Here is a 15,173-nt window from a genome sequence, read left to right as displayed (position 1 = left end):
TTAAGGTTGAATCGGGTTCAACGAAGTCTTGAGCGCAACACGGTAACCGAAAAGCACCAGCAACGGGCGAAAGGGCAAAAGCTCAGGACGCGCTGAGCGCCTGCCGCGCCAGCAGCGCCGCGCCCACCATGCCGCCCTGGTGGGCAAACTCGCCCGGCACCACCAGCGCATGCGCTGTGCTGCGCAACACGCAGCGCTGCACCGCATCATTAAGCGCAGCAATCAGCGGGGTGACCGAAGCCAGTCCGCCGCCTACCGCCACCCGTGACGCGCCGGTAATGTTAATGGTGTAGGCGAGCGGCTCACTCACCAGTTGCAGCCAGGCTTCTATCGTCTGCTGCGCCCGCGCTTCTGCCTGCTGCCAGCGGGCAATGATTTCCACGCTGCTGGCGCTTTCAGCGTGCAGCACCTGATGCAGCGTTTCCAGTCCGCGTGCGCCGCCGTAGGTGTCCAGACACCCTGTCTGGCCGCACGGACACGCCTGGCGCGGCACGCGCACGCGACCATGCGCCAGCGTCACTTCCGTGAGGGTGATCGGCCCGTGGCCCCATTCGCCGGTCAGGCCGTTTTGTCCGGTGATAATGCGACCGTCCGCCACCAGACCACCGCCCACGCCGGAACCGAGAATCGCGCCAAACACCACTTTGTGCCCTTTGCCGCTGCCGGCCAGCGCCTCGGCCAGGGCAAAGCAGTCGGCGTCGTTGTGCGCGATCACCGGCCGCTGCAGCACCTCACCCAGTTCCCGCGCCAGATTACGCCGGTGAAAAGCCGGGATGTTGCTGGCAAACATTTCGCCGGTTTGCGGTGCCACAATGCCCGCCGTAGAGATGGCGACAGCCGCCTGGCTGCTGAAATGGTTATGCTGCCCGGCGATCATCTCGCTGACTCTGGCGCAAAATGCCTGCCAGTCCGTCGCCGGGATTTTTTGCTGATCGAGCAGGGTTAGCCGATCCTGTGCATCCATCACGCCAAGCTTGATAAAGGAGCCGCCCAAATCGAGGCAGATCACGGTTGAGTGCGGGTGAGTCATAAACGTTTATCCATTACATCGCGCAGGCCGTCGCCCAGCACATTAAAACCGAGCACGGTAATCAAAATCGCCAGTCCGGGAAATAGGGAGACGTAAATATTTAGCCCGAGAAAGTTGCGGCCATCGCTCATCATGGTGCCCCACTCCGGCATCGGCGGCTGCACGCCGAGCCCGAGAAACGACAGACTGGCGGCAGAAAGCACCACCGCACCAGCCGTCAGCGTCGACTGTACAATCAGCGGGCCAATGGCGTTGCGCAGAATATAGTGCGTGATAATGCGCGGGTATCGCACGCCAAGCATATGCGCCGCTTCGATATACTCCATATTTTTCAGTCCCAGCGTCAGGTTGCGACTCAGACGTGCATACACCGGGATCGAGAACAACGAAATGGCGATCAGCATGTTTGTCAGCCCCTCGCCGAGCACGCTGACAATCAGAATCGCCAGTACGATGCCGGGAAAGGCGAAAATAATATCCATCAGCCACATGATCAGCGCATCAATTTTGCGTCCGGCCAGCCCCGAGATGATGCCCAGAGGAATGCCGATCGCCATCGAGATGGCTACGCTGAGGCTGACTTCAAACAGCGTGATGCGCGCGCCATAAATGACGCGGGCAAAAATATCGCGGCCGTAATCATCGGTGCCGAACCAGTGGGCAGCGGAAGGTGCCTGCAACGTGTTCAACAGATCCTGCTCGATGGGATCCCAGTGAGTGATCAGCGGTGCGAAAAGGGCAGCCAGCACCACCAGCAGCACCAGCCCGCCTCCGGTCGTGATTGAAGGGTTGCCAAGTAAAAACCTCACGATCTGGCGGCGGCGCGCGGGCGGCGGCTGGAGAGACGTGTCGAAACTGTTCATCAGTCGAACCTTATTTTCGGGTTGAGCAGGCCAATCACTATCTCACCGACCAGATTCATCAACACCACGCCGGTTACCGCCACTAACGTCACGCCCTGAATCACCGGATAATCGCGGTATTTCACCGAATCCACCAGCAGGCGGCCAATACCCGGCCAGTTAAACACCGACTCAGTGACCACTGCACCCCCGATCAGGCTGCCAAAATTCAGTGCGACGATGGTGACAATCGGTATCAACGCATTGCGCAGCGCGTGTTTCCAGTTAACGCTGGCCGATGATAACCCTTTGGCTCTGGCGGTACGGATGTAGTCCTGACTGAGCACATCCAGCATGCTGGAGCGCGTCATCCGCGCGATCATCGCCATCGGCAGAATCGCCAGCGTCACGGTCGGCATCACATAGTTGCGCCACGAATCAGCGCCGAGTAGCGGCAGCCAGCCGAGCTGTACCGCAAAGTAGTTCATCGCCAGCAACGCCAGCCAGAAGTTCGCAATCGAGGCACCGGCAATGGTCAGTACCATGACGATCTGATCGGGAATGCGCTGCCGGTAAATGGCCCCGGTCATGCCCGCCGGCACGCCGATGGCAATCGCCAGCAGGTACGCCAGCGCCGCCAGCGACAGCGTGTAGGGCAGGCGTTCGCTGATTTCGGTCATCACCGGACGCTGCGACTGCAGCGACAGCCCGAGATTGCCATGTAGCGCTTCACCGGCAAACCTGACGTATTGCAGCGGCAAAGGCTGATCCAGACCGAGCCGCACGCGCATACTGTCCACTGCTTCCTGCGGCGCTTCCGGGCCGGCCATCAAGCGTGCCGGATCGCCCGGCAGCGCGCGGATGGCGATAAACACGATGATCGACACACCGAAGATAATCAACGGCAGCGAGAGCACCTTTTTTGCGACATACGCTTTCATATCAATCAGCCATCAACACTATTTTTTCACGGCATCACGGACCACAATCTGGCCGCCCGGTTGCATCGTCACGCCACTGATATTTTTGCGCGTCGCATACAGATCGTCCTGATAGTAGAGCAGCACCTGCGGCGCGAGTCCGCTGATCCGCTGCTGTGCTTGGAAATAGAGCGCTTTGCGCTGGGCATCATCGAGCGTGGAGGCGGCGCTATCGATTAGCTCATCGGTACGTTTGTCGCTGAAGAAGCCGAGGTTAGCCCCGCCGGGCGCAAAGCTGCTGCTGTGATACAGCGGACGCAACTGCAGATCCGAGCCGTACAGCCCCGAAGACCAGGACGCCAGCACCGCGTCCGTACCCTGCGCGGCTTTCTCTTTGGCATCGGCAAACGCCGCTTTGGCCCACACGCCGCTCTCCATCTGGCGCACGCTGAGCTTGACGCCTATTTTGCTCCACATACCCTGCAGAACCTGCGCGGTACGTGCGTCGGGTGCCTGCACGGCAATCGACATGGCGAAGCCGTCGGCATAGCCCGCTGCCTTAAGCAGGTCTTTGGCTTTCTGCACATCGTACGGATAGTCATGCAACGCTTTGTCGTAGTTGGCATCGACCGGCGCCAGCGGGGAATTGGCTGGCTGCGCATAACCAAACATTACCGCTTTCACCAGTGCCTGCTGGTCGGTCGCGAAGTTCAGCGCCTGGCGTACTCTGACATCGCTGAGGGCTTTACTCTGCGTATTGAGATCGATCCAGAATACCGCCGCGCCCGGCGACTGTTTTAACTGCACGCCGGGATTATTTTTTAACATGCCGGCAAATTGCGGCGGCACCGGGTTAATAATATCGACCTGACCGGATTGCAGCGCCATATTCATGACTGACGGCTCACTGCTCCATGTCCATTTTATTTCGTCCGGCCCGGCAGACTTGCCCCAATAGTCCGGGTTCTTCTGCTCCAGGACAAATTCACCGGATTTATACTGCGCCAGTTTATAGGGTCCGGTACCGTCGGCTTTATTATTGATCGTGCCGGCTTTGTCAGCTTGTGGACTCACCATTAATCCCGGACCGGAGGCCAGCACGGTTAAAAACGCCGGATTAATTTTCTTCAGTGTAAAGGTGACGGTTAAGTCATCTTTTTTCTGCACGTCCTGAATAAAGGTGCGAATTTTCCCACTTCCGGCGAGACCGCGCTTCGTATCCAGATGACGCTGAAAGTTTTCAACGACCGCATCGGCATTAAATGGCGTGCCATCGTGGAATTTAACGTTGGGACGCAGCGTAAATTCCCAGTGCAGTCCGCTGTCGTCGGCATGCCAGGAGAGCGCAAGGGCCGGCATGATTTTGCCATCGTCACCGAGCCGCGTCAGGCCTTCATACATCGGGTCCAGCACCGTGCCAGTAAAGGTCGCGGTCTGATTGCCCGGGTCCATGCTGCGCGGCGGTTCGTTTTGCATAATGACCAGCTGAGCAGCCAAAACTGATGCGCTGGAAAACGACGCCAGAATACCCGCGGCAAGTGTCAGTACCCTGAAATGCTTGAGTGTGCTTTGCATGAAGGCCTCAGTGAATCAGTGACAAAGAGTGAAGAGTCATTGCCCGGCAGGCAGCTGACCGTCAATGCACGCCATCGCCTGCCATACGCTTTGGTCATGTTAACGGCAGCAGAAGAACGGGCTCGACGCTATATAAGGCACACTCTGCAAACAAAAGCCAAGATGTCAGTTCATATATTTTACTTATAATTCGATCTGCATTCAGAAAATAAACTAAATACGCTTGAATTTGTTTTCACTGCTGATTATTGTCGGCCAAATACAGCCTGTGCCGTGAGAACTCTGATGCTTAATGCTCATCAGCAACAAATTCTGCGTTTATTAATTGCTTCGCATGGCATGAGCCGCACGGCAATTGCGGAAAAAATGAAGCTGAGTAAAGCCGCAATCAGCACATTAATCAAAGAGATGCTTAGCGCAGGACTGCTTGAAGAGAGCATTCCGGAAAGTAACGGTCAGGGTCGGCCTTCGGTGTTATTAAAAATGCGTGCCGACAGTGCCTATTTTCTCGGTGCGTCGTTGCTCGGTGACGATGTGTATCTGGTGCTGACGGATATGCACGGCCGCATCCTGGCCAGTACCCACATGCCGCTGAATCCCGATCCTGCGCTGCTGGCTGGTGCGCTGGCCGCCGCCATCCCCGGCCTGCTTGCACAAAAAGGCATCTCCGCCGATCAGCTTATCGGGCTGGGCGTCACGCTTTCCGGCTTTGTGGATGAAAACCAGGCGGTGTGCGTCCAGTCTGCCCTGCTGGGCTGGAAAAACGTCCCGCTGGCGGCACTGCTTAACGCGCAAACCGGTCTGGAGGTGTCACTGGAAAACGATGCCAAAGCTCTGGCGGTCAGCGAAAAGATTTTCGGCGTGGCGAAAAAGGCACAGAATTTCACCCTGATTTCCCACGGCGACGGCATTGGCTCCGCGCACTTCTTTCAGGGGCAGCTGCACCGCGGCGCGCACGGTGGGGCCGGTGAAATTGCTCACTGTACCGTAGAGCCAGGCGGGCGTCCGTGCCGCTGCGGCAAACGCGGCTGCCTTGATACGCTGGCGTCGCTCACTGCAATGCGTGAAAGCATGCGTGACAAACAGCTGCCCTGCACCAGCGTTGCCGAACTGGAAGCGCTGGCGGTAAAAGGCAATAGCGCCGCGATCGCCATTCTGCACCAGGCAGGTGACGCACTTGGCCTCGCCATCGCCAATATCATTCAGATGAACGATCCGGAGATGATTGTCATCGCCCATCAGCCGGATGCGTTCGACGGCCTGCTCAGAACCGTGGTGATGCAGGCGGTAGATAGTCACGTGTTGCCTTCAATCATGGGCAAGACGCCCATCGCCAGCATGGCGATTGATCAGTTGAGCTGGGCCCGCGCCGCAGCCAGTGTGGCGGCTTACCGTTTTATCGTTCACTTACCCGACTAGCGGAGTCTGTTATGCGCATTGCCTATGGTGGAATTCATACTGAATGCAGTACCTGGAATCCGGTGCTCAATTACGCCGACGATTTCCGCATCGTGCGGGGTGAAGCGATGACGACCAATCCCTATTTCGCCTTTCTGCAGGATTACGCAGCTGAATTTCTGCCGACCTTTCACGCCCGCGCCATTGCCGGTGGGCCGGTGGCACGTGTGACCTATGATGCCTTCAAACAGGAGTTTCTCCGTCGGCTCGAAGCGTATTTGCCCGTGGATGGCGTTTACCTGGCGATGCACGGCGCGGTCTATGTCGAAGGAATGGAAGATGCGGAAGGCGACTGGATTAGCGCGACGCGCGAGCTGGTCGGGCCCGATTGTCCGATTAGCGTCAGCTACGATCTGCACGGCAATGTCTCGCAGCGCATCATCGACGCGATCGATATGTTTTCAACCTACCGCACGGCACCGCATATCGATGTGGAAGAGACCATGCGCCGATCCGTCTCAATGCTGGTCAATAGCCTGCAAAGCGGCATCCGACCGGGTGTGGTGTGGGCACCGATCCCTGTGGTGCTGCCAGGCGAGCGCACCAGCACGGAAGATGAACCGGCCAAAAGCCTTTACGCCAGCCTGCCCGGGATTAACGCACTTGAACATATCTGGGATGCTTCGCTGATGGTTGGCTATGTCTGGGCGGATGAGCCACGCGCCACGGCGGCCGCCATCATGACCGGTACCGATGCCGATGTGCTGTCTGAGCAGGCGGCCAAACTGGCGCTGGCTTACTGGCAGGCGCGTGAGCAATTTGTGTTTGGCTGCGTGACCGGCAGTACTGAAGAGTGCGTACGCATGGCGATTTCCAGCCCTGGCGGACCGGTGATTCTCGCCGACTCCGGTGATAACCCGACCGGCGGCGGCGTGGGCGATCGGGCCGATGTACTGGCCGAACTGCTGCGGCAAAATGCGCAGGATGTCATCGTTGCCGGCATTACCGATAAACCGGCCACGGAGGCGGCCTTCGCCGCGGGCGTCGGTGCCCGGCTCTCCCTGACTATCGGTGCCACGCTGGATCCTGCTGGCGGCAAAGTCAGTGGCGTGTTTGACGTGCTACTGCTGAGTGATGATGCCCGTTCGGTTGCCCGTCAGGCGCTGCTGAAGATTGCAGGCATTACCGTGGTGGTTGCCGATCGGCGTCGTCCTTATCACAACCTGGCGGATTTCGCCCTGCTTGGACTCGATCCGCGCCAGGCAAAAATTGTGGTGGTAAAGTCCGGTTACCTGTCGCCCGAGCTGGCGCCGATTGCCAATCCCAACCTGATGGCGCTGTCGGAAGGGGTGGTCGATCAGTATGTTGAACGGCTGGTGCGCAAGCGCAAGCTGCAGCCGGCTTATCCGTTCGATACCAATTTTACCTTTGTGCCGGTCAGCACCCGCTCGGCGCGCTTTGTGGCGGCACAATGAATCGCGCTGACCCGCCGGTGTTGAGCATCGAAAATCTCACCGTCGCGTTTCGCAGCGATGACCGCTGGCGTGAGGTGGTGAAAAACGTCTCTTTTACCCTCGGGGCCGGTGAAACGCTGGCGATCGTCGGTGAGTCGGGCTCAGGCAAAAGCGTTACCTCGATGGCGATCATGCGTCTGCTGAATAGCCGTCACGCACATATCAGCGGCAAAGTGCTGCTGAACGGCGTGGACTTGCTCACGCTGAGCGAACGTGCAATGCGCGACATCCGCGGCAATGCCATCGCGATGATATTCCAGGAGCCGATGACCAGCCTTAATCCGTCGTTCACTATCGGTCACCAGATTGCTGAGGCGCTGATCGCGCACCGCAAAATCAGCGCACGCGCCGCCCGCGAGGAGACCATCCGGCTGCTGGAGAAAGTGCGTATTCCCAACGCGGCCAAACGCTTCAGTGATTACCCGCACCACTTTTCCGGCGGCATGCGTCAGCGCGTGATGATCGCCATGGCGCTGGCGCTGCGTCCAAAATTGCTGATTGCCGACGAGCCAACCACGGCGCTCGACGTCACGATTCAGGGTCAAATCCTTGACCTGATCAAGACCCTGCAGGAGGAGGAAGGCACCGCCGTGCTGTTCATCACCCACGATATGGGCGTGGTGGCAGAAGTCGCCGACCGCACGCTGGTGATGAACCAGGGCGCGATGGTGGAAAGCGGCAGCACCGCCGCGATTTTTTCAGCCCCGGCAGCAGAGTATACCCGCACGCTGATTGCAACCGTGCCGCAGCTGGGTGCCATGCGCGGCATTGATGGACCGCGTAAGTTTGCGCTCAACGGCGAAGCGCCGATGGCGCAGGCGCGGCAGGCGCCGCAAGGGCAAACGCCGCTGCTGTCGGTGAAGAACCTCAGCACGCGCTTCAGCATTCATGAAGGGCTGTTCAGCCGTAAAACCGGTGCGGTGCACGCCGTGGAGAATATCTCGTTTGATCTGCTGCCGGGTGAAACCTTGTCGCTGGTCGGCGAATCCGGCTGTGGTAAATCCACCACCGGCCGCTCGCTGACGCGGCTGGTGCAGCCGACCTCCGGGCAGATTGCTTTTGATGGCAGCGACGTGCTGACCCTCTCCCGGCAAGAACTGCGCAAGCTGCGTTGCGCCATGCAGATGATTTTTCAGGATCCGTTTGCCAGCCTTAACCCGCGCATGTCGGTCCTTGAAGCCCTCACCGAACCTTTTTTACAGCATCGGCTGGGCAGTAAGGCCGCCGCACAGAACAAAGCGGCCGAACTGATGACGCGCGTTGGCCTGCCCGCAACCATGCTGAAACGCTATCCACACGAATTTTCCGGCGGCCAGCGTCAGCGCATCTGCATTGCCCGTGCGCTGATGCTCGATCCGAAAATGATCATTGCCGACGAGTCGGTGTCCGCCCTTGATGTCACCGTGAAAGCGCAGATCATCAATCTGCTGCTCGATCTGCAACACAGCCTGAATCTGTCGTATCTGTTTATCTCACACGATATGGCGGTAGTAGAGCGTATCAGCCATCGTGTGGCGGTGATGCTGCTGGGAGAGATTGTTGAGATTGGACCGCGCGCGGCTATTTTTGAGAATCCGCAGCACCCTTACACACAAAAACTGCTCGCGTCGGTGCCGGTGCCCGATCCGGCGCGCCGCCATTTAAAACGGCACGTGGACGTCAGCGAGCTGAAGAGCCCGGTGCGCGCCAATGGATTTGTGCCGGAAACACGGCATTATCAGGAAGTGAGCGCCGGACACTGGGTGATGCGGTAAAACGCTGGTATAAGTGCCGATGATATTCTGGTTTCATTTACCGGACATCATGCGCGACGCCACGGCTAAGGAAATCAACGTGACACGTCATAATCATTATGGTCAGCCCATCGGTTTTACCTTGCCGGACTGGCAACCTGCCAGCTATCCGCCAGCAGAAAATCTGTCAGGGCGCTTTTGTCAGCTTGCGCCATTGCAGTTGAGCCACAGCCAGGCGCTGTTTATGGCATTTTCACTCGCCCCAGACGATCGCGACTGGACCTGGCTGGGCGCCAGCCGGCCACAGTCATTGATGGAGATGGAGAGCTGGATTGAGCATAAAATCAGCGATCGCCAGCTGGTGTGTTATGCCGTCATGGACGGGCATCAGCGTGCCGTGGGCGTGGTTTGTTTTGCCAGTATTGATATGCAGAACGGCGCGATAGAAATCGGTCACGTCACCTGGTCACCGCTGATGCAGCGTAACGTCATGGGTACGGAAGCCTTGTTCCTGTTGCTGCGCCAGGCATTTGCGCTGGGCTATCGTCGCGTTGCATGGCGCTGTGATTCGTTAAACCTGGCTTCACGCCGGGCTGCCGAGCGCATTGGTTTTACCTTTGAAGGACGCTTTCGCCAGGCCATGACGCGTAAACAGCGCAATCGCGATACCGACTGGCTCTCAATGATTGATGGTGAATGGCCTATTGTTCAGCAGGCACTTACAGCCTGGCTGGCACCAGACAATATGGATGATAACGGGTGCCAGCGGCGGACGCTGGCCGCGTTTTTCACTTCATCAGCACCTGGAACTGCGGATTAAACTCATCAAAAATTGGCAAAGCCGCTGCGCCGAGGGCGGCGGTGTCACTGCCGGTCATGCCGGTCTTGAGTCGCGTGCCGGTCAGATAGCGGCCGCGCACCGATTGGTAGAGCGGCGGCAGGCGCTGGATAATTTTATCCAGCAACACCGCTGGCATCATGCCGCCGATAATCACGCTCTCGGCATCAAAGATACACTCCAGCATGTTTATACCCTGTCGCAGCGGCGTAAGCACGGTACCAATCCAGCGATCAAACAGCGCCGGATCAACCTGCAGTAAATCTTCCGGCAGCGCGCTCATCGGGTCGAGCCCGCAGAATTCGTAAGCGGCCTGCAGCGAAACATAACGCTCCAGGCAGCCATGATTGCCGCAGTAACACTCACGTCCACCGGGTTCAACCACTACATGCCCTACTTCACCGGCGTTGTGCGCATGGCCGCTGTACACATGGCCATCCATGATGATGCCCGCGCCCAGGCCCGTGCCAATGTACAGATAAATAAAGGAATTAAGATGACGCGCCACACCGTGAAAGCGTTCGCCAATCGCCGCGACTGTGGCATCATTCTCCAGCGTGACCGGCAGTCCGCTCATCTCAGCGAGACGCGCGGCGATATCGACATCCTCCCAGCCGTGCAGCGTGGTCGGCCCCATTGACGAGATACCCTCCACACCAAACGGCCCCGGCATCACCACGCCAATACCCAGCACTTTTTGCCAGCGCGGCCCGGTCTGCTGTTTGATCTCCGCCAGCACCCCGGCAATGCGCGCTAATGTGGCATCCGGCTGCGGTTTTTGCACCATAATAAGGCGGCGAAAATGGATTTCACCGGTCAGGTCCACCAGCACAATCAGTAGCGTCTGATGGTCGAGATGGATGCCGATGGAAAACGCACTGGCCGGATTCAGGGTGACCGGAATCGCCGGCTGACCGCGGCCCTGCTTACGCGGCTGACGGCTGGTGAGCAACTCCGCCTGCTCCAGTTCAGCGACGATATTCGAGACGGTTTGCGGCGTTAGCGCGGTCAGTCGCGCCAGCTCGGCACGGGTCAACTCACCGTGCAGGCGTATCGCTTCGATAATCACCCGGCGATTGTGCGCGCGCGCATGTTCCAGATTGGTTCCCGACGTTTTCATCCTGCTCGCTTCCCTCTTTTAACCACCGCTGCGGACCGCCGCCTCAATATCTATGATCGGCCACACATTTTACAACCTGTTTACCTGACAGCGGCAAAAATCTGTGCAAAGTAGTGTCGGATGGCAGCGTTGTTTTCTGCCCTGGCACGTCCCTTGCTTTAGCTCACTGCTGTCAGCCACTGCGCGCTGGCAATCTGTGCGCGATATTAAATCAATCAAATTGATTTAATTAAACACCCTCCACTGCATGAAGGCGAGAACGCAATGAAAAATCAGATGAAAGGTTGTTTTGCCGCCGTACTGTTCGCCTGCGCGGGCAGCGCGGCAGCGGCTACCACTACGCTTAACGCCCTGTTTATGACCCAGGCGGCCTACAGTGAAAACGATATCCGCGCCATGACGCAGGCGTTTCAGACAGCGCACCCGGACGTGCAGGTCAATCTCGAGTTTGTTCCTTACGAAGCGCTGCACGATAAGATCGTCGCGGCACGCGGCGCGGGCGGCAATGGTTACGATGTGGTGCTGTTTGATGCCATCTGGCCGGCGGAATTCAGCAAGTTCGACCTGTTGCAGGATGTCAGCAGCCGTATCAGCGCAGATGAAAAAGAGAAAATCTTCCCCGGCGCAATGAACACCGTGGTGTTCAAAGGCAAAACACTAGGCATGCCGTGGATCCTCGACACCAAATATCTCTACTACAACAAAGCGATGCTGGAAAAAGCCGGCATCAAAGATCTGCCGCAAACCTGGCAGCAGGTGCTGGATGATGCGCGCATCATTAAGCAGAAAAATATCGTTAAATATCCGCTGGTATGGAGCTGGTCACAGGCGGAAGCGCTGGTGTGTGACTACACCACGCTGGTCTCCGGCTTCGGCGGCAAATTCTATAACAACGGTAAGCTCGATTTCTCTACGCCAGCCTCGCTGCAGGCGGTGAAGCTGATGAAAAGCTCGCTTGATGAGGGCCTGACCAACCCGGCTTCGCGCGAATATCTGGAAGAGGACGTGCGCAAAGCCTTCTCCAACGGCGATGCGGCTTTCGCTCTCAACTGGACCTACATGTACAACATGGCCAACGATGCCAAACAGAGTAAAGTCGCCGGCCAGGTTGGCATCATGCCGGCACCTGGCGATGCGCCCAATCGTTTCGGCGCGGTCAACGGTTCGATGGGTCTGGGCATTGCCAAAGGCAGCAGCCATCCGGAGCAGGCGTGGCAGTACATCAGTTACATGACTTCGCAGCCGGTACAGAATAAATACGCCACGCTCAGTCTGCCGATCTGGAAAAGCTCCTACCAGGATCCCGCGGTCAGTAAGAATCAGGAGAGCCTGATCGCTGCTGCCGACAAATCGCTGAATGTCATGCTGTCGCGTCCGGAAACCGCTGATTACTCACGTCTCTCCAATACCCTGCAGCAGCAACTGCAACAGGTGCTGGTCGGCAGCGCGACACCGGAAGCAGCCATGCAGGCGGTAGACAAAAGTGCGGCGCGTCTGCGTTAAGGGGTCAGTATGCTGAGTTTGCGTCAACGCGAACAACGGCAGGCATGGGTGCTGCTGGCACCCATGCTACTGGTGATGCTGTTGCTCACCGCCTGGCCGCTGCTGCGCACTATCTGGCTGAGTTTTACCGATGCCGCGCTGATTGGCAGCGGCGGTGAAGCGCCGCAATGGATTGGCCTGGAGAACTATCTCTACGCCATTACCGATGCGGATTTTCAAACCTCGCTGTGGCGCACGCTCTACTTCACCGTGGTGTCGGTAGCGATTGAAGGCGTCATCGGCGTGCTGGTTGCGCTGCTGCTCAACCAGAAATTCGCCGGACGTAACGTGTTGCGCGTGCTGGTGATTCTGCCGTGGGCGCTGCCAACCATTGTGAACGCCATGATGTGGCGCCTCAATTTCAATCCGGACTACGGCAGTATCAACGCCCTGCTGACGCAACTCGGTTTCATTGATGGCTACCGCAGCTGGCTGGGGTCGCCGGCTTCCGCGCTCAACGCGGTAATGTTCGCCGACATCTGGAAAAACTATCCGCTGGTGACGCTGCTGGTGCTGGCAGCGCTGCAGTCGGTGCCGGAGGATCTCTACGAAGCGGCGCGGCTGGATGGCGCATCGGCATGGCGGCGTTTTCGTGCCATCACCTTTCCGGCGATTGTCGGTTCGCTCAGCGTGGCGCTGGTGTTACGCACCATCGACGCCTTTAAGATCTTCGACATCATCTATGTGATGACGCGCGGCGGTCCGGTCGACAGCACCAAAACGCTGAGCTTTTACGTCTATCAGGAATCCTTCAGCTACCTGCGCGCCGGCAGCGGTGCGGCTTATGCCATGTTAATGACGCTGCTGTGCGCAGTGCTGATCACCCTTTACATGCTATTACTGTGGCGGCAGCGCCGTCGGGGAAGTGCCTATGAAGGTTAAACTGCGTACCTGCGCTAAATACGCGGCGGCGCTGCTGGTGGCGCTCTCCGTCGTTGCACCGATGGGCTGGCTGTTTCTGATGAGCGTCAGCGCCACCAGCGATCTGACACGCGTGCCGCTGGAGTGGCTGCCACGCCAGTGGGATTTCAGCCGCTACGGCAGGCTGATCTCGCTGGAACCCGGCCAGCCCGGCGCGCTGTTTCTGCATGCGCTGGGTAATAGCCTGCTGGTGGCAACCGGCGCGACGCTGGTGTGCCTGCTGCTGGCGATTCCGGCGGCGTTCAGCTTCTCGCGCTATCGCGGCCGTGACGGTTGGCTGTTCGCGTCTCTGGCCATCTATATGGTGCCGCCGGTGGCGTTTGTGCTGCCGCTCTACTTTCTGCTGCAGCAGTTCGATCTGCTCAACACCCGACCCGGTTTGATCATCGTGTACTGCTCGCTGATTCTGCCGTTTCTCACCTGGATGCTGAAAAACCAGTTTGATGCCCTGCCACAGGATATCGAACAGGCCGCGCGTCTTGATGGGCTGCGCGTCTGGCAGGTGCTGCTGCGCATTACGCTGCCGCTGGCGAAACCGGTGCTGGGCGCGGCGGCGCTGTTTGGCTGGCTGCTGGCGTGGGATGAATTTTTCTATGCCCTGCTGTTCACCAGTAATATCGCCGCGCAAACCCTGCCGGTCACCATTGCCGGCTTTACCGCAGGCCGCGCCACAGACGATGGGCTGATTGCCGCCGTCGGTATTCTGGCGTCGGTTCCTCCTCTCTTTATCGCTATCTGGCTGCAAAAAACGCTGGTCAGCGGCCTTGCCAGTGGCGGGAGCAAAGGATGATGAGCAATAAGGAAGCCCGCGCCACGCTCTACGTGGTGGGCAATATCAATGTCGATGTCATCATGGGTACGCTGGACAGCTGGCCGCAGCGCGGCACCGAAGTGATGCTGCAGCACAGTGAGCTGCGTCCGGGCGGTTCGGCGGGCAACTGCGCGCTGGCGCTGGAAGCGATGCAGGTGCGCCATCGCGCCGTCGCTAATCAGGGTGATGACGGCCTCAGCGCATGGCTGGCGAGCCATTTTCCGCACAGCGCGGCGCACTGGACACGCTACCCCTGCGAAACCTCGCTCACCGTTGGCGTTACGCACTCCGATCACGAGCGATCGTTCCTCAGCAATCTCGGTCACATTGTGCGGCTCAGCGCGCAGGACGTGCTGAGCCAGCTCCCGGCGCAAGCCAGCAGCGGCGATATCGTGCTGTTGTGCGGCACGTTTCTCTGCCTGCAACTGTATGACGACTATCCGCAGTTGCTGGCCGAACTGCATCAGCGCGGGTTTATCACCGCCGTCGATACCGGCTGGCCGCCGCAGGGCTGGAGCGATGAGGTACGCGTGCAGATCGCCCGCTGGCTGCCGCAGTGCGACTGGCTGCTGCTCAATGAAGTCGAAACGCTCGGGCTGAGTGGCGCAGATGATCTGCACACCGGTGCGCACCAGCTGGCGCAACGGCTCAGCGGGCGCGGCGGCTGCGTGGTGAAATGCGGTGCGCAGGGCGCGGGCTGCTGGCAACGTCAGCACAGCCTGCAACAGCCTGGTCGCGCGGTCGCGGTGGTCGACACCATCGGTGCCGGCGACAGCTTTAACGCCGGCTTTCTCACCGCGCTGCTGCATCAGCAGGATCTTGCCACCGCGCTGCAATGGGGCATTGCGGTGGCCTCACTGGCAATCAGCACGCAGCCACGTCGCTATCCCGACTGGCAACAACTGCAACTATGCGCACAGGAGTTTTAA

Annotated in this window: 13 protein-coding genes; 8 read left to right on the top strand and 5 right to left on the bottom strand. The window is 58.8% G+C overall.

Features of this window, described 5'->3' with window-relative positions:
- Window positions 1–82 precede the first annotated feature (82 nt).
- From KOL70_RS17495 to KOL70_RS17480, 4 genes are read right to left on the bottom strand one after another with little or no spacing between them, the layout of a single operon-like run.
- Window positions 83–1,030: an ROK family protein gene (locus KOL70_RS17495; protein ID WP_088517400.1), complete on the bottom strand. Its 948-nt coding sequence runs from the start codon at window positions 1,028–1,030 to the stop codon at window positions 83–85.
- Window positions 1,027–1,893, bottom strand: coding sequence for an ABC transporter permease (locus KOL70_RS17490; protein ID WP_058776091.1), 867 nt, complete (start codon window positions 1,891–1,893; stop codon window positions 1,027–1,029). The genes KOL70_RS17495 and KOL70_RS17490 overlap by 4 nt, the downstream gene beginning before the upstream one ends.
- Window positions 1,893–2,813, bottom strand: coding sequence for an ABC transporter permease (locus KOL70_RS17485; RefSeq protein ID WP_021508908.1), 921 nt, complete (start codon window positions 2,811–2,813; stop codon window positions 1,893–1,895). Before KOL70_RS17485 ends, KOL70_RS17490 begins: the two co-directional genes overlap by 1 nt.
- An 18-nt stretch (window positions 2,814–2,831) precedes the next feature.
- Window positions 2,832–4,367: an ABC transporter substrate-binding protein gene (locus KOL70_RS17480; protein WP_059009281.1), complete on the bottom strand. Its 1,536-nt coding sequence runs from the start codon at window positions 4,365–4,367 to the stop codon at window positions 2,832–2,834.
- 285 nt (window positions 4,368–4,652) lie between these two features.
- On the opposite strand from KOL70_RS17480, the gene KOL70_RS17475 reads away from it, so the two are divergent.
- From KOL70_RS17475 to KOL70_RS17460, 4 genes are all read left to right on the top strand, one after another.
- A complete protein-coding gene (locus KOL70_RS17475; RefSeq protein ID WP_215481181.1) occupies window positions 4,653–5,786 on the top strand; it encodes an ROK family transcriptional regulator in 1,134 nt (377 codons plus the stop codon).
- An 11-nt stretch (window positions 5,787–5,797) separates the two neighbouring features.
- Complete coding sequence (locus KOL70_RS17470) at window positions 5,798–7,240, top strand: M81 family metallopeptidase (RefSeq protein WP_215481180.1); 1,443 nt, start codon at window positions 5,798–5,800, stop codon at window positions 7,238–7,240.
- Window positions 7,237–9,033 carry an ABC transporter ATP-binding protein gene (locus KOL70_RS17465; protein ID WP_215481178.1) on the top strand — a complete coding sequence of 599 codons (1,797 nt, stop codon included), beginning with the start codon at window positions 7,237–7,239 and terminating at the stop codon, window positions 9,031–9,033. Before KOL70_RS17470 ends, KOL70_RS17465 begins: the two co-directional genes overlap by 4 nt.
- 79 nt (window positions 9,034–9,112) lie before the next feature.
- Window positions 9,113–9,832: a GNAT family N-acetyltransferase gene (locus KOL70_RS17460; protein WP_215481176.1), complete on the top strand. Its 720-nt coding sequence runs from the start codon at window positions 9,113–9,115 to the stop codon at window positions 9,830–9,832.
- Here the strand turns inward: KOL70_RS17460 and KOL70_RS17455 are convergent.
- The gene (locus KOL70_RS17455) at window positions 9,801–10,970 is read right to left on the bottom strand and encodes an ROK family transcriptional regulator (RefSeq protein WP_215481174.1); all 1,170 of its coding nucleotides are present in this window, start codon (window positions 10,968–10,970) and stop codon (window positions 9,801–9,803) included. The two genes, KOL70_RS17460 and KOL70_RS17455, sit on opposite strands and share 32 nt — an antisense overlap.
- Before the next feature lie 264 nt (window positions 10,971–11,234).
- On the opposite strand from KOL70_RS17455, the gene KOL70_RS17450 reads away from it, so the two are divergent.
- The 4 genes from KOL70_RS17450 to KOL70_RS17435 are packed head-to-tail and all read left to right on the top strand — an operon-like array spanning window position 11,235 to window position 15,173.
- Window positions 11,235–12,473, top strand: a complete 1,239-nt coding sequence (locus tag KOL70_RS17450; RefSeq protein WP_058776097.1) for an extracellular solute-binding protein — start codon at window positions 11,235–11,237, stop codon at window positions 12,471–12,473.
- Between the two features lie 9 nt (window positions 12,474–12,482).
- Entirely contained in the window at window positions 12,483–13,394 is a 912-nt protein-coding gene (locus KOL70_RS17445; RefSeq protein WP_058770340.1) for a carbohydrate ABC transporter permease, read from the top strand.
- Window positions 13,384–14,223: a carbohydrate ABC transporter permease gene (locus KOL70_RS17440; protein ID WP_021508900.1), complete on the top strand. Its 840-nt coding sequence runs from the start codon at window positions 13,384–13,386 to the stop codon at window positions 14,221–14,223. The genes KOL70_RS17445 and KOL70_RS17440 overlap by 11 nt, the downstream gene beginning before the upstream one ends.
- Window positions 14,223–15,173 carry a carbohydrate kinase family protein gene (locus KOL70_RS17435; RefSeq protein ID WP_058770386.1) on the top strand — a complete coding sequence of 317 codons (951 nt, stop codon included), beginning with the start codon at window positions 14,223–14,225 and terminating at the stop codon, window positions 15,171–15,173. Before KOL70_RS17440 ends, KOL70_RS17435 begins: the two co-directional genes overlap by 1 nt.

The sequence above is a fragment of the Pantoea sp. B270 genome (assembly GCF_018726825.1).
GTDB classification, from domain to species: Bacteria; Pseudomonadota; Gammaproteobacteria; order Enterobacterales; family Enterobacteriaceae; genus Pantoea; species Pantoea dispersa.
The sequence above is the reverse complement of the archived record's forward strand: the minus strand, read 5'-3'. Positions and strand labels throughout refer to the sequence as shown.

Excerpts from the sequence above, each read along its gene's own strand:
- KOL70_RS17480 (WP_059009281.1), bottom strand. The coding sequence starts at position 4,367 with ATGCAAAGCACACTCAAGCATTTCAGGGTACTGACACTTGCCGCGGGT.
- KOL70_RS17450 (WP_058776097.1), top strand. The coding sequence starts at position 11,235 with ATGAAAAATCAGATGAAAGGTTGTTTTGCCGCCGTACTGTTCGCCTGC.
- KOL70_RS17440 (WP_021508900.1), top strand. The coding sequence starts at position 13,384 with ATGAAGGTTAAACTGCGTACCTGCGCTAAATACGCGGCGGCGCTGCTG.
- KOL70_RS17445 (WP_058770340.1), top strand. The coding sequence starts at position 12,483 with ATGCTGAGTTTGCGTCAACGCGAACAACGGCAGGCATGGGTGCTGCTG.
- KOL70_RS17495 (WP_088517400.1), bottom strand. The coding sequence starts at position 1,030 with ATGACTCACCCGCACTCAACCGTGATCTGCCTCGATTTGGGCGGCTCC.
- KOL70_RS17435 (WP_058770386.1), top strand. The coding sequence starts at position 14,223 with ATGAGCAATAAGGAAGCCCGCGCCACGCTCTACGTGGTGGGCAATATC.
- KOL70_RS17470 (WP_215481180.1), top strand. The coding sequence starts at position 5,798 with ATGCGCATTGCCTATGGTGGAATTCATACTGAATGCAGTACCTGGAAT.
- KOL70_RS17485 (WP_021508908.1), bottom strand. The coding sequence starts at position 2,813 with ATGAAAGCGTATGTCGCAAAAAAGGTGCTCTCGCTGCCGTTGATTATC.
- KOL70_RS17465 (WP_215481178.1), top strand. The coding sequence starts at position 7,237 with ATGAATCGCGCTGACCCGCCGGTGTTGAGCATCGAAAATCTCACCGTC.
- KOL70_RS17490 (WP_058776091.1), bottom strand. The coding sequence starts at position 1,893 with ATGAACAGTTTCGACACGTCTCTCCAGCCGCCGCCCGCGCGCCGCCGC.
- KOL70_RS17455 (WP_215481174.1), bottom strand. The coding sequence starts at position 10,970 with ATGAAAACGTCGGGAACCAATCTGGAACATGCGCGCGCGCACAATCGC.
- KOL70_RS17475 (WP_215481181.1), top strand. The coding sequence starts at position 4,653 with ATGCTTAATGCTCATCAGCAACAAATTCTGCGTTTATTAATTGCTTCG.